Origin of the sequence: Pseudomonas thermotolerans DSM 14292, assembly GCF_000364625.1 — a bacterium.
GTDB classification, from domain to species: Bacteria; Pseudomonadota; Gammaproteobacteria; order Pseudomonadales; family Pseudomonadaceae; genus Aquipseudomonas; species Aquipseudomonas thermotolerans.
Window position 1 is genome coordinate 138,560 of the sequence record NZ_KB822608.1, and the last position, 12,857, is coordinate 151,416.

The 12,857-nt window shown below is 67.3% G+C and carries 14 protein-coding genes and 1 tRNA gene; 10 read left to right on the forward strand and 5 right to left on the reverse strand.

Going from position 1 to position 12,857, the window contains the following annotated elements:
- Window positions 1–70: 70 nt before the first annotated feature.
- Window positions 71–1,129 (forward strand): quinolinate synthase NadA, encoded by a 1,059-nt coding sequence (gene nadA / locus H165_RS0109715; protein WP_017938742.1) that lies wholly within the window; start codon window positions 71–73, stop codon window positions 1,127–1,129.
- A gap of 70 nt (window positions 1,130–1,199) precedes the next feature.
- Here nadA and H165_RS0109720 read toward each other — a convergent pair whose 3' ends face one another.
- Window positions 1,200–2,633, reverse strand: coding sequence for a M48 family metalloprotease (locus tag H165_RS0109720; protein WP_017938743.1), 1,434 nt, complete (start codon window positions 2,631–2,633; stop codon window positions 1,200–1,202).
- A gap of 99 nt (window positions 2,634–2,732) precedes the next feature.
- Here H165_RS0109720 and H165_RS0109725 point away from each other — a divergent pair, with 99 nt between their 5' ends.
- Window positions 2,733–2,981, forward strand: coding sequence for a sulfurtransferase TusA family protein (locus H165_RS0109725; RefSeq protein WP_017938744.1), 249 nt, complete (start codon window positions 2,733–2,735; stop codon window positions 2,979–2,981).
- Between the two features lie 61 nt (window positions 2,982–3,042).
- Here H165_RS0109725 and H165_RS0109730 read toward each other — a convergent pair whose 3' ends face one another.
- Window positions 3,043–3,516: a peroxiredoxin gene (locus H165_RS0109730; RefSeq protein WP_017938745.1), complete on the reverse strand. Its 474-nt coding sequence runs from the start codon at window positions 3,514–3,516 to the stop codon at window positions 3,043–3,045.
- 20 nt (window positions 3,517–3,536) lie between these two features.
- The gene (locus H165_RS0109735; protein ID WP_017938746.1) at window positions 3,537–4,097 is read right to left on the reverse strand and encodes a glycine cleavage system transcriptional repressor; all 561 of its coding nucleotides are present in this window, start codon (window positions 4,095–4,097) and stop codon (window positions 3,537–3,539) included.
- A gap of 166 nt (window positions 4,098–4,263) precedes the next feature.
- On the opposite strand from H165_RS0109735, the gene dapA reads away from it, so the two are divergent.
- The 5 genes from dapA to H165_RS18500 all read left to right on the forward strand — a co-directional run bounded on the left by dapA (window position 4,264) and on the right by H165_RS18500 (window position 8,114).
- Entirely contained in the window at window positions 4,264–5,142 is an 879-nt protein-coding gene (gene dapA / locus H165_RS0109740) for a 4-hydroxy-tetrahydrodipicolinate synthase (protein ID WP_017938747.1), read from the forward strand.
- Between the two features lie 21 nt (window positions 5,143–5,163).
- Window positions 5,164–6,285: an outer membrane protein assembly factor BamC gene (gene bamC, locus H165_RS0109745; RefSeq protein WP_017938748.1), complete on the forward strand. Its 1,122-nt coding sequence runs from the start codon at window positions 5,164–5,166 to the stop codon at window positions 6,283–6,285.
- A gap of 84 nt (window positions 6,286–6,369) precedes the next feature.
- A complete protein-coding gene (locus tag H165_RS0109750; protein WP_017938749.1) occupies window positions 6,370–7,239 on the forward strand; it encodes a phosphoribosylaminoimidazolesuccinocarboxamide synthase in 870 nt (289 codons plus the stop codon).
- An 82-nt stretch (window positions 7,240–7,321) separates the two neighbouring features.
- A tRNA-Ser gene (locus H165_RS0109755) sits at window positions 7,322–7,411 on the forward strand.
- A 139-nt stretch (window positions 7,412–7,550) separates the two neighbouring features.
- Complete coding sequence (locus H165_RS18500; protein WP_017938750.1) at window positions 7,551–8,114, forward strand: hypothetical protein; 564 nt, start codon at window positions 7,551–7,553, stop codon at window positions 8,112–8,114.
- An 82-nt stretch (window positions 8,115–8,196) separates the two neighbouring features.
- Here H165_RS18500 and H165_RS0109770 read toward each other — a convergent pair whose 3' ends face one another.
- Window positions 8,197–9,198 (reverse strand): GlxA family transcriptional regulator, encoded by a 1,002-nt coding sequence (locus tag H165_RS0109770; RefSeq protein WP_026146518.1) that lies wholly within the window; start codon window positions 9,196–9,198, stop codon window positions 8,197–8,199.
- 71 nt (window positions 9,199–9,269) lie between these two features.
- On the opposite strand from H165_RS0109770, the gene H165_RS0109775 reads away from it, so the two are divergent.
- Window positions 9,270–10,472, forward strand: coding sequence for an NAD(P)/FAD-dependent oxidoreductase (locus H165_RS0109775; protein ID WP_017938752.1), 1,203 nt, complete (start codon window positions 9,270–9,272; stop codon window positions 10,470–10,472).
- A gap of 283 nt (window positions 10,473–10,755) precedes the next feature.
- Here the strand turns inward: H165_RS0109775 and H165_RS0109785 are convergent, their stop codons facing one another.
- The gene (locus tag H165_RS0109785; RefSeq protein ID WP_040640615.1) at window positions 10,756–11,577 is read right to left on the reverse strand and encodes an alpha/beta hydrolase family protein; all 822 of its coding nucleotides are present in this window, start codon (window positions 11,575–11,577) and stop codon (window positions 10,756–10,758) included.
- A gap of 162 nt (window positions 11,578–11,739) precedes the next feature.
- Between H165_RS0109785 and H165_RS0109790 the strand changes: the two genes are divergently transcribed.
- Window positions 11,740–12,144 carry a hypothetical protein gene (locus H165_RS0109790; RefSeq protein WP_197020046.1) on the forward strand — a complete coding sequence of 135 codons (405 nt, stop codon included), beginning with the start codon at window positions 11,740–11,742 and terminating at the stop codon, window positions 12,142–12,144.
- Between the two features lie 303 nt (window positions 12,145–12,447).
- A partial coding sequence (locus H165_RS0109795) for an aldehyde dehydrogenase family protein (protein ID WP_026146520.1) occupies window positions 12,448–12,857 on the forward strand: 410 nt, incomplete at its 3' end.

The following is a 12,857-nucleotide window of genomic DNA, read 5'->3' on the forward strand; positions in this document are numbered from 1 at the left end:
GCCGGCAGCGTTGGGGTCCGGCCGCAGCGGCGTATAATCGTGGAACTGAACCCATTCAGAGCCTGATGACATGACCCAGATCCCCGAACGCCTGCTGGTCCAGGCCCATCTCGAGGCCAAGCGGCCGGTGCCGCTGACCCCCGAGCAGGAGGCCTTCTATCGCCGTGAGATCGCCGCGGAGCTGAAGAAGCAGGATGCCGTCTTGGTAGCGCACTACTACTGCGATCCGGTGCTGCAGGCGCTCGCCGAGGAAACCGGCGGCTGCGTTTCCGACTCCCTGGAGATGGCCCGCTTCGGCAACCAGCATCCGGCCAGGACCGTGGTGGTGGCCGGGGTCAGGTTCATGGGCGAGACCGCAAAGATCCTCAACCCCGAGAAGCGCGTGCTGATGCCGACCCTGGAGGCGACCTGCTCGCTCGACCTGGGCTGCCCGATCGAGGAGTTCTCGGCCTTCTGCGACCAGCATCCGGAGCGCACCGTGGTGGTCTACGCGAACACCTCGGCGGCGGTGAAGGCGCGTGCCGACTGGGTGGTGACCTCCAGCTGCGCCCTGGAGATCGTCGAGAGCCTGATGGACAACGGCGAGAAGATCATCTGGGCGCCGGACCGCCACCTGGGGCGCTACATCCAGCGCGAGACCGGTGCCGACATGCTGCTTTGGGACGGTGCCTGCATCGTCCACGAGGAGTTCAAGGCCAAGCAGCTCGAGGATCTCAAGGCCCTCTATCCGGACGCCGCGGTGCTGGTCCACCCGGAGTCGCCGGAGACGGTAATCGAGCTGGCCGACGCGGTGGGTTCCACCAGTCAACTGATCAAGGCCGCGCAGACCCTGCCGAATTCGACCTTCATCGTCGCCACCGATCGCGGCATCTTCTACAAGATGCAGCAGCTGTGCCCGGACAAGACCTTCATCGAGGCGCCAACCGCCGGTAACGGTGCAACCTGCCGCAGCTGCGCGCACTGTCCGTGGATGGCCATGAATACCCTGGAGCGCACCCTGCAGTGCCTGCGTGAGGGTAGCAACGAGATCTTCGTCGACCCGGCGCTCATCCCCAGGGCGATGAAGCCGCTGCGCCGCATGCTTGACTTCACCCATGCCGCGCGTCTGAGGCTGGCCGGCAACGCCTGATCCGTCCGCGGCCACAGAAAAGGCCTGGTCCCATGAGGGGCCAGGCCTTTGACGTTTCTGCGCCGCTTGTTCAGCGCATCATTTCCTTGACCATCTTCTGCCGCTCGCGCATTTCCCGCTGGCGTGCGTCGATCCGCGCGGCCAGCTGGAAGTTGCCGTTGCTGCGGCGCTTGGCGAAGTCCAGCTGCTCGATGGCCTGGTCGTAGTCGCCCACCAGGGCGAAGTATTCGGCGCGGGCCTGGTGTAGGCCGACGATGTTGCCGGACTGGCCGCGGGTTTCCGCCGCCTGGTACCAGATGTCCGGATCGCCGGGACGGCTGCGCAGAATGTCGTCGAGGGCCTTTTCCGCCTCGGCGTAGCGCCCCTGCTTGAGCAGCAATTCGACCCGTGCCTGCTTGAGCGGATAGTTGTCGGGGAACTGGCTGAGCAGGCGCTGCAGACGGCTCTCGGCCGCGTCCAGGCGGTTGCCGACCATGTCCAGTTCGATCTGGGCGAGGTTGTAGGGAATGCTGTTCGGCTCCTTGTCGAGCAGCGGCTTCAGGGTCTCCTGCGCCTCGCTGACCCGACCGCCCTTGCCGAGGGCTAGCACCAGGCCGTAGCGCGCCGCGGGGTTCTGCGGGACCTCGTCGAGCATGGCGCGGAAGCGCTTGGCCGAGACTCCCGGAGTCTCCTCGTAGTGGAGCATCATGCGGGCGCGCAGCAGTTCGTAGCTCAGGCTGTTTTCGCGGCCCCTGCCGGGGAACTGCTCGGCGCGGTTGCGGGTGTCGGCGATACGCGACTCGGTGACCGGGTGGGTGAGCAGGAATTCCGGCGGCTTGGCGTCGTAGCGGTACTGGCGCATCAGGCGCTCGAACATGCGCGGCATGGCACGCGGATCGTAGCCGGCCTTCTCCAGGTTGAGGAGGCCGATGCGGTCGGCTTCCTGCTCGTTCTGCCGGGAGAAGCGCCGCTGTTCCTGGATGGCCGCCGCCTGGGTGGAGGCGATGGCGGCGATGCCGGCATCTCCGGCACCGGCAGCGGCGGCGACGATACCGGCGAGCATGGCGGCCATCACCGGGATCTGCATGCGCTGCTGGGCTTCCAGACCTCGGGCGAAGTGGCGTTGCGAGAGGTGCGCCAGTTCGTGTGCCATCACCGAGGCGTACTCGGCCTCGCTCTGCGCGTAGAGGAAGATGCCGCCGTTGACCCCGATGATGCCGCCCGGTGCGGCGAAGGCGTTGAGCTGCGGGCTGTTGATGTAGACGAACTCCAGGCGCCGGTCCTGCAGTTGGCTGGTCTCCACCAGGCGATAGACACTGGTCTCCACGTAGTCCTTCAGCTGCGGATCACGCAGCTGGCTGACTTGGCCGCGCAGCAGGCTGAGCCAGGCTCGACCGAGCTGGTGTTCCTGTTCCGGGGAAACGATGGCGGAGCTGGCATCGCCGAGCGCCGGTAGGTCGCTGGCCGGAAGGGGAGACGCGAGTAGGCAGGCGAGCGTCAGGAGGGAAGGGCGCAGTAGCTTCATGCACGGGGCTCGTAGCGGGAAAATGCCTTACTGTAGCCGCCCCCTTGGCCAACTGGCCAGGGTTGTGCGCTATCCTAGCCACCCGGCCTGGAGAGAACGATGACCAACGCACAGCAACCGATAGCCTGCGATGCCGAGCTGGACGCCAGCGGCCTGAAATGTCCGCTGCCGCTGCTCAAGGCCAAGCTGGAACTGAACCGCCTGCCCAGCGGCGCGGTGCTCAAGGTGACCGCCACCGATGCCGGCTCGCAGCGTGACTTCCGCGCCTTCGCCAGTCTGGCGGGGCACCGCCTGCTGCTCGAGGAGAGCGAGGACGGGGTGTTCCGCTACTGGCTGCGCAAGGCCTGAGTGATCAGCCTACAAATGACGAAGGCCGCATCTGCGGCCTTCGTTGCGTCTGCGCTCATGCTCAGCCGCGGTTCAGCGCCTGTGCGGCAGCTAGCACTTCGGCGACGTGTCCGGGCACCTTGACCCCGCGCCATTCGCGACGCAGCACGCCATCCCTGTCGATCAGGAAGGTGCTGCGCTCGATGCCCATGTACTCCTTGCCGTAGAGCTTCTTCAGCTTGATCACGTCGAACAGTCTGCAGAGCGTCTCGTCGGGGTCGGAGATCAGCTCGAAGGGGAATTCCTGCTTGCACTTGAAGTTCTCGTGGGACTTCAGGCTGTCGCGGGACACGCCGAACACCTGGGTGTTGGCGGTCAGGAACTCGGCGTGGTGGCGGCTGAAGTCCAAGCCCTCGCTGGTGCAGCCGGGGGTGTTGTCCTTCGGGTAGAAGTACAGCACCACCTGCTGGCCCCTGAGGTCGGCCAGGGAGAACTGCCGGCCACTGGTGGCCTGGGCCTGGAAGTCCGGGACGGCGGCATCGAGGGTGACGGCCATGGTCGATCTCCTTGTGCGGGTCAGGCGGGCGACTGCGGGCGCCAGGGTTCGATCAGCGCGTCCAGGTTCAGGGCATCGGCGAAATCGAGGAACTGGTCGCGCAGCCAGCTGATCTGCGTGCCCGGCGGCAGGGTCACGGTCAGGGTGGCGTTGAGCATGGTGCCGCCGGTCTGCGGGGCCTGGTAGGTATCGCAGGTGAGGTTCTCCAGCTCGACGTTGTGGTCGATGAAGAACTGGCACAGCTCGCTGAGGATGTCCGGGCGGTAGGCAGCGCTGACGTAGGCCACGTAGGGCAGGGCGTTGGGGCGGACGTCCGCGGCCGACCCGCGCACCATGTTGTACTGGAAGGCATGGCGCTTGGCGAGGACCGGGAGGTTGGATTCCAGACGGGCTAGCGCGTCCCAGTTGCCCGAAACCTGCAGGACCAGCGCGCTCAGTTCGCCGTGCCGGGTCAGGCGGGTACTGGTCACCGCGCAGCGGCTCTCGAGGCAGGCACGAGACAGTACGTTGGTCAGCACCATGGGCTTGGCACCGAGCACGCTGATGACGAGGAATTGTTCACGGACGGGGGGGGTGGACATGCAGCATTCCTAAAGCGATGGGGTCGGCGGACGGGCCGTCGATCAAAGCGGGAAGGGTAGCGAAAACTGCCGCCCAGGGGAATGCCTGAGGGCCTGCGCCTCGCTTGTGCAAGGCAGGTGGCACCAGTACCATTACGGCTCTCTTTTTTCCGGCAGGAGTGGTTGCATGATCGCGGGCAGCATCGTGGCGCTGGTAACGCCTATGGACGCACAGGGACGGCTGGACTGGGACGCCCTGAGCAAGCTGGTGGACTTCCACCTCCAAGAGGGCACCAATGCCATCGTTGCGGTCGGCACCACCGGTGAGTCGGCGACCCTCGACGTAGCCGAGCACATCGAGGTGATCCGCCGAGTAGTCGACCAGGTGAACGGGCGCATTCCGGTGATCGCTGGTACCGGTGCCAACTCCACCCGCGAGGCGGTGGAGCTCACCGAGAACGCCAAGGCCGCCGGCGCCGACGCCTGTCTGCTGGTGACGCCCTATTACAACAAGCCGACCCAGGAAGGCCTCTACCAGCACTTCCGCCACATCGCCGAAGCCGTGGCGATCCCACAGATCCTCTACAACGTGCCGTCGCGCACCGCCTGCGACATGCTGCCGGAGACCGTCGAGCGCCTGTCGAAGATCGACAACATCATCGGCATCAAGGAAGCCACCGGCGACCTGCAGCGTGCCCAGGAGATCCTCGACCGCGTGAGCAAGGACTTCCTGGTTTACTCCGGCGACGACCCGACCGCCGTGGAACTGATCCTGCTCGGCGGCAAGGGCAACATCTCGGTGACCGCCAACGTCGCCCCCCGCGCCGTCAGCGAGATGTGCGCCGCAGCGCTGGCCGGCGATGCCGCCAAGTCCCGGGCGATCAACGACCGCCTGATGCCGCTGCACAAGAACCTGTTCATCGAATCCAACCCGATTCCGGTGAAGTGGGCGCTGGTGGAAATGGGCCTGATGCAGGAAGGCATCCGCCTGCCGCTCACCTGGCTCAGCCCGCGCTGCCACGAACCGCTGCGTCAGGCCATGCGCCAGACCGGCGTGCTGGCCTAATTCTTCGAGGAAACACAACGCATGAAGCGACTGGTCGGACTTTCCGCACTGGCCCTGGCCATCTCCAGCACCAGCGGCTGCGGCTGGCTGTGGGGCGACGAGGGCTACTTCCGCGACCGTGGCAGCGACTACTTGAATGACCGGCAGACCGCGCCCATGCAACTGCCGCCGAGCGCCGACCGGCCCAAGCAGCTCGACCCGCTGCTGCCGATCCCGCGCCACGTGGCCGACACCACCGCTTCCGGCAAGTATGAGGTGCCGCGTCCGCAGCCGCTGTCGGTGCGCGGCGAGACCAGCGAATTCAGCCTGCAGAAGAGCGGCGACTCGCGCTGGCTGGTGGCCCAGCGCACCCCGGCCGAGGTTTGGCCGATGGCCCGCCAGTTCTTCGAGGACAACGGCTTCCGCATCTCCGATGAGCGCCCGCAGACCGGCGAGTTCAGCACCGCCTGGCAGCGCTTCGACGAGCTCTCGGCAACCATGGCACGGCGCCTGGGCAGCCGCGTCAGCGGCGTCGATCCACGCGCCGAGACCCGCGTGCGGGTACGCATCGAGCCGGGCGTGCAGCGCAACACCAGCGAGATATTCGTGGTCAGCGCCGAACGCCCTGCCGGCAGCAGCGCCGATGTGGTCTTCCCGGCCCAGTCCACCAATCCCAGCCTAGATGGCGCGCTGCTCGACGAGCTGCTCGCCAACCTGGCACGCCGCGTCGAGCAGGGCGGCTCGGTGTCCCTGCTCGCCGCCCGCGACTTCGACGCGCCGAGCCGCGTGAGCCTCAGCGAGGACGGCAGCGGCAACCCGGTGCTGACCCTGGACACCGACTTCGACCGTGCCTGGTCGAGTGTCGGCCGCTCCCTGGACAGTGGCAACGTGCGGATCGACGACCTCAACCGCTCCCTCGGCCTGTACTACATCAACCTGGCCGAAGGCGCGAAACAGGACGACGAGGAGTCCGGCTTCTGGTCGCGTCTGTTCGGCAGCAAGCCCAGCGACGAAGAGCGCGAGGCCCGCGCCGAACGCTACCAGGTGCGCCTGACCCCCATCGGCAACAGCGTCCAGGTCACCGTCGAGAAGGACCTCAACACCGTGGCCCCGGCCGACGTGGCGCGCCGCGTGCTCTCCCTCATCCAGGAGCACCTCGGCTAGCCAGGCCAGGGCGGTACCGAAGCACGATGGGCGAAACCTTCCGGGTTTCGCCCGTTTCCTTTTTCCACAGGCGGAAAATCCGACATGACCACTCCCAGCACCCTGAGCCTGAAGAAGATCTACTCGGGCAAAGTTCGCGACCTCTACGAAATCGACGCCAAGCGCATGCTGATGGTGGCCAGTGACCGCCTGTCGGCGTTCGACGTCATCCTCGATGACCCCATCCCGGAGAAGGGCAAGATCCTCACCGCCATCTCCAACTTCTGGTTCGACAAGCTGGCCGGCATCGTCCCCAACCACTTCACCGGCGACAAGGTGGAAGACGTGGTGCCGGCCGCCGAGCTGCCCTTGGTGGAGGGCCGAGCGGTGGTCGCCAAGCGCCTCAAGCCGCTGCCGGTGGAAGCCATCGTGCGCGGCTACCTGGCCGGCTCGGGCTGGAAGGAATACCAGAAGCAGGGCACCGTCTGTGGCATCCCGCTGCCGGCCGGCCTGCAGGAGGCCTCCAGGCTGCCGGCGCCGATCTTCACCCCCTCGACCAAGGCCGCCGTCGGCGACCATGACGAGAACATCACCTTCGAACGCTGCGAGGAGATCATCGGCAAGGAGCTGGCTGCCAAGGTCCGCGACACCGCCATCGCCCTGTACAGCGCGGCCGCCGAGTACGCCGCCACCCGCGGCATCATCATCGCCGACACCAAGTTCGAGTTCGGCCTCGACGAGGACGGCACCCTGACCCTGATGGACGAGGTGCTGACCCCCGACTCCAGCCGTTTCTGGCCGGCCGACAGCTACCAGGAAGGGAGCAACCCGCCGAGCTTCGATAAGCAGTACGTGCGCGACTGGCTGGAATCCACCGGCTGGAACAAGCAGCCGCCGGCCCCCAGGGTGCCCGCCGAGGTGGCCGAGAAGACCGCCGACAAGTACCGCGAGGCCCTGACCCGCCTCACCCGGTAAGCGCAAACGCCTGATAGCAGACAAAAAATCTGCGCCGAGGCTTCGCCAAAGCGCTCCGAGCTGCTATCATGCGCGCCGCCTCGGGAAGATGCCGGAGTGGTCGAACGGGACGGATTCGAAATCCGTTGTATCCGCAAGGGTACCTAGGGTTCAAATCCCTATCTTCCCGCCATACTGTTAGCCTAAGCCCCTGAAATTCTTAGAGTTTCAGGGGCTTTTGCTTTTGGGCATGTCTGTTATCGAAGGAATTATGGCAACCGAAAAGCCAGTAGCTAAGTGCCATTGCGCCCGAAAGCACAGGAGTTTCAAGGATGAAGGCTGACAGGCCCGACGCCCCGGAATGGATCACTCGGCGTGCCCGCAAGGGCGGCAATCCGGGACTCGCAGTTGGCGTGATGATTGGTGTCTTGGCCAGCATGGTGGCGCTGAACATGGCGGGACAGGCTTTCAAGCAGTCCAGCACCAGGCCTCTGGCCCAAAGCAGGCACCAGCCGCAAGCGGCTCCCGTTGCCCAGATCAGCCGTGCTCGGCCGGAGGCCGCTCCCTGGAGTGATAGGGGCAGGAGCGTAGAGCAGGTCCGGCGAGAGGCTGTGTCCCTGGTTTGGCAGTCTGACCAGCCAGCTGTTTCAGCTGCGCCAACGACCAGGCAAACCGTTTTCAACGATCAGAACTACCTCCCCAGAGGGGCCGACAATGTGGTCAGCCTGCGGGAAGGCTACAAGCCAGTGGAGACGGAGAAGCCGGCCGGCAAGGTTCGGGTCACCATTGTCGAGCAGACGCCCAGCATGAAGGTCCGGGCATGTTGGCCGCTCAAGGAGGGCAGCATCGAACGGCGCAACTGCCGGTTCCGTGTCGGACTCCAGTATCGCGACTGACGCGATCTCAAATCTCCGGGCCCTATGAGAGGTCCGGAGAGTTCTCGGCCTTGCCTGCAGCATTCTCCCTGGCATTCGGTATCTAGCGCGAAAACCGCTTCCGATAGTCCCGCGGCGAAATGGCCAGATGGCGCTGGAAGGTGGCGCGCATGCGTTCTTCCTCGCCGAAGCCGCATTGCCTAGCGATCTGGTCGATGTTGTAGGTGGAGTCTTCCAGCAGGCGGCGGGCGGCTTCGAGGCGGAAGATTTCCACGGCCTTGGCGGGGGAGCGGCCGGTCTTCTGCTTGTAGAGGCGGGAGAAGTGCCGGGGGCTCATGTGACAGCGTTCGGCCAGGGCTTCCACGCCGAGGTTGGGCAGGTCGAGGTTGTTGGCGAGCCAGCGGTGCAGCTCGTCGAACACCGGCGTGTCGTGGCTCTGGGCGCGCAGCAGTTCGCTGAACTGCGTCTGTCCGCCCGGGCGCTTGAGGAACACCACCAGCTCCCGCGCTACCTGCATGGCCACCTCCCGGCCGCAGTCGGCCTCCACCAGCGCCAGGGCGAGGTCGATGCCGGCGCTGACTCCGGCCGAGGTCCAGACGCTTTCGTGTTGGACGAAGATCGCGTCATTGTCCACCTCGATGGAGGGAAAGCGCCGCTCCAGGCGGTCGCACATGGCCCAGTGGGTGGCCGCACGCCGGCCTTCCAGCAGGCCGGCCTCGGCGAGCAGGAAGGTGCCGCTGCACACCGAGGCGACGCGTCGCACCCGCCGGGCGTTGTCGGCGATCCAGTGGATCAGTTCGGCGGATGTCTCCACCACCTGCTCGATGTCCGGCGAGCCCGGCACTATCAGGGTGTCGACGGCATCCATCGCCAGGTCCGACAGTGCCCGGGTCTCCACCGCCAGGCCTTCCACCGTCGCTACCGGGCCGCCCCGCAGGCTGCCCGTCAGCCGCTCGTAGCCGGGCCTGTTGCGCTCGCGCATGGCCTTGGTGGCGGCCCAGAACACGGTCTGGGCGCCGGTCAGGTCCAGCAGCCCCACCTGCGGGTAGGCGATGAACAGCACGGTCCGTGGCGTGGCTGGCCGTAATTCAGGGGTATCTGTCATAGGTGGAGCCTTTCTTCCGGCCCTAGCATGACTCTCTCAACCGAAGCGGGCAGACATGCCGGGAGCCATCAATGGAAAAGAACATTCTGATCATCGGGTCCGGTTTCGCCGGGCTGTGGAGCGCCCTGAGCGCGGTGCGCCTGCTGGATCAGCACGCACGCGCCGACGTGCAGGTGACGCTGCTGGCGCCCCAGGCCGAGTTGCACATTCGCCCGCGTTTCTACGAGCCCGACGTACACAATATGCGCGCCCCGCTGCTGGATTTGTTCGAGGCGACCGGCGTGCGTTTCGTGCAGGGCCTGGCGCTGAGCATCGATACCGAGGGGCGGCAGGTGGTCTACCGCAAGGCCGAGGGCGGCGAGGGCCGGCTGCGCTATGACCGCCTGGTGCTCGCCTCTGGCAGCCAGCTGTTCCGGCCGCCGGTTCCGGGGCTGGCCGAGCACGCCTTCGACGTGGACCGCATCGAGCAGGCCGCGCTGCTCGAACGGCACCTGCACGGGCTGGGCGGGCAGCCGGAGTCCGTCGCGCGCAATACCGTGGTGGTGGCCGGCGGCGGCTTCACCGGGATCGAGACCGCTACCGAGATGCCCGCCCGGCTGCGGGCGATCCTCGGCGATGGCGCCAGGGTCCGGGTGGTGGTGGTCGACCGCGGCGCGCAGGTCGGTGCGGCGCTGGGCGAGGGGATTCGTCCGGCGATTCTCGAGGCCTCGCGCGAGCTGGGCGTCGAGTGGCGGCCGGGGCGCACGGTGGCGGCGGTGGACGCCCGGGGCGTGGTGCTGGATGACGGCCAGCGCATCGACGCCGGCACGGTGATCTGGACCGTCGGCTTCCGGGCCAGCGGCCTCACCGAACAGATTCCCGCGCCGCGGGACGCTACCGGGCGCTTGCAGGTGGACAACCATCTGCGCGTCGCCGGCCTGGCCGACGTTTATGCCGCCGGCGATACCGCCCGTGCCGCCACCGACGAGCTGGGCAACTTCAGCGTGATGTCCTGTCAGCACGCCATTCCGTTGGGCCGGCATGCCGGCAACAACGCCGCCGCCGACCTGATCGGCGTGGCGCCACGAGCCTACAGCCAGCCGAAGTACGTCACCTGCCTGGACCTGGGCGCCTGGGGCGCGGTGTACACCGAGGGCTGGGATCGCCAGCAGAAGCTGGTGGGTGCCGAGGCCAAGGCGCTGAAGAGCCAGATCAACACCCAGTGGATCTACCCGCCGGCCGCGGACCGGGCCGTGGCGCTGGCTGCCGCCGATCCGGCCATCCCGGTGGCCTGAGGCGGTGCCGGAGCCCGGGATGGCTCCGGCGGCCTGTCCTCAGTCCCGGACCAGACCGGGGTGGCCGGCGGGCCGTCGCGGCGGCGCTCGGGGTGATCGCGCTCGCGGAAGCGGGTCCAGGCCTCGAGCAGTTCCCGGTGGGTGGCGGGGCCGATGCGGTTGCGCATCTTCGGGCGGTTGCAGCGGATGATGCGGAGCGGGCCGTCCGCTTCGGAGTCGATCTGGGTGGAGCTCATGGGGCGACTTCTGCTTGTTATTGCTCTGCTCGGGCGTCGCCGACCGCTCAGCTGCCGGCGGTGCCGGAGTGCGGCTGGCGCGTGGCCGCCTCGGCGTGGCGGGCGAGCCAGTCGAGGATTTCGTCCCAGAGCGCCGTGGCCGAGGGGCGGAAGTAGCCCATGTGGCCGATCGGCTCGTCCTTGCCGGCGGACAGCTCGCGGGTTTCCACCGTGGCGTTGCGGTAGCCCCGGATGAAGGCGTCCCGCGAGGCCGGCGGCGCCCAGAGGTCGTCGACGGCGTTGGCGAACAGGCAGGGCAGGCGCACCTCGGCGTAGCGGCAGGCGAGCTCCGGCATCTGCGGGTCGTCGAAGAAGTAGTGGGGGTAGGAGCACCAGCGCCGCCAGTCCCGGTAGACCCCCAGCGGCAGCACGCAGGACCATATCAGGCGCACCTTGAGGGCTTCCCGCCAGGGCATCCAGCCGGCCCAGCCGGCGCCGGTGCCCAGGCAGCAGGCGGCGGTGAGCTTGTGGTGGTTGGGCAGCAGGCCGATGGCCTGGCCGCCGAAGGAGTGGCCGACCCACAGCAGCGGGGCTCTGCCGTCGGCCATGAAGTCCACCGCGGCGGCCAGGTCCAGCCGCGCCCAGTCGGCGAAGCGCATCTCGAAGCCTTTTAGGCTGGGTGGCGCGGAGGCGCCGAGGCCGCGATAGTCCAGGGTCAGCACATTGAAGCCGCGGCGGCTGGCGTGCTCGGCGAAGCGCCGGTAGAAGCGCTGCCGTACGCCGGTGGCGGCGGCCACGATCAGGTTGCCCACCAAGTGTCCCTGGGCGGCGTAGCGGGTGGCCGCCAGGACGTAGCCGTCACTGGCCGGCAGGGAGACGGACTCGATCATCGCGAGCGGGGCTTTGGTCACGGGACATGCTCCGGTTGCTGGGGCCTGCTCAGGATAGCCTGCATATCTCGCCGGCAGAGCAGCATAGTCAGCTGCCGCGTCCCCCGTCGTTGACCCGAATGCCATGGGCAACGGTGCTGCCGGCCTGCTATGTTCAGCGCCATGACGCTGCCATTTCCGATCCGCAGCCCCTGTCCGCCCGGTGCCTGCGATTGCCAGCGCGATCGCCTGCTGGAAACGCCGGGGGCGGACCTGCGCGTGCTACGCCTGACCCGCCAGGAGGAGCGGCGCCTGCTCGACCGTCTGGAGAACATCCGCAGCCTGGAGGACTTGCAGCACATGCAGGAGCGTATGTACGAACTGCTCGGCCTGCGTGTGGAAATCGCCCCCGGCCACAACGAGGTGCGCAGCATGCGCGGCATCGCCATCCAGGTGCTGGAACAGCCCGGGCTGTGCCGCAAGCTCCGTCAGTCGATCCCCGCCGCCATCCGCCGCGGCCTGGAGAAGCACCCGGAAATCGCCTACCGCCTGCTCGACTCCCACGACCTGCTGCGCGACGCCTGGTGAGGCTCGCTGGACACGGCTGCCGGCGACTCCGCAGTCGTCGGCAGCCTGTTTCAGGCCAGGGACTTCGCCCTTGGCAGTGTCCGGAACGGGCCTCGTGCCCGGTTGGCGAAAGCCAGTGCCGGGACGCCTTGCAGCTCCGCCTCTTCCCGTCCAGGACGACGACTTCCACCGCCGCTCCTTGCCTACTACCAAATGACGAGGCCATCTGTGCCATGGGCGCATACCCGCGTGGCAGAGCGGCTGCAAATATGCGGCCATACCTGCCCACGACCCGGGCGGGATCCTACAAGAGAGGCCATCGCCATGATCTACGCGCAACCCGGTACGCCCGGCTCCATCGTTTCCTTCAAGCCCCGCTACGGCAACTACATCGGCGGTGAGTTCGTCCCGCCGGTGAATGGCCAGTACTTCACCAACACCTCGCCGGTGAACGGCGAAGTGATCGCCGAGTTCCCCCGTTCCGACGCCGCCGACATCGAGCGCGCCCTGGACGCCGCCCACGCCGCGGCCGATGCCTGGGGGCGCACCTCGGTGCAGGAACGTTCCAACATCCTGCTGAAGATCGCCGACCGCATCGAGCAGAACCTGGAACTGCTGGCCGTCACCGAGACCTGGGACAACGGCAAGGCGGTCCGCGAGACCCTGAATGCCGACGTGCCGCTGGCCGCCGACCACTTCCGCTACTTCGCCGGCTGCATCCGCGCCCAGGAAGG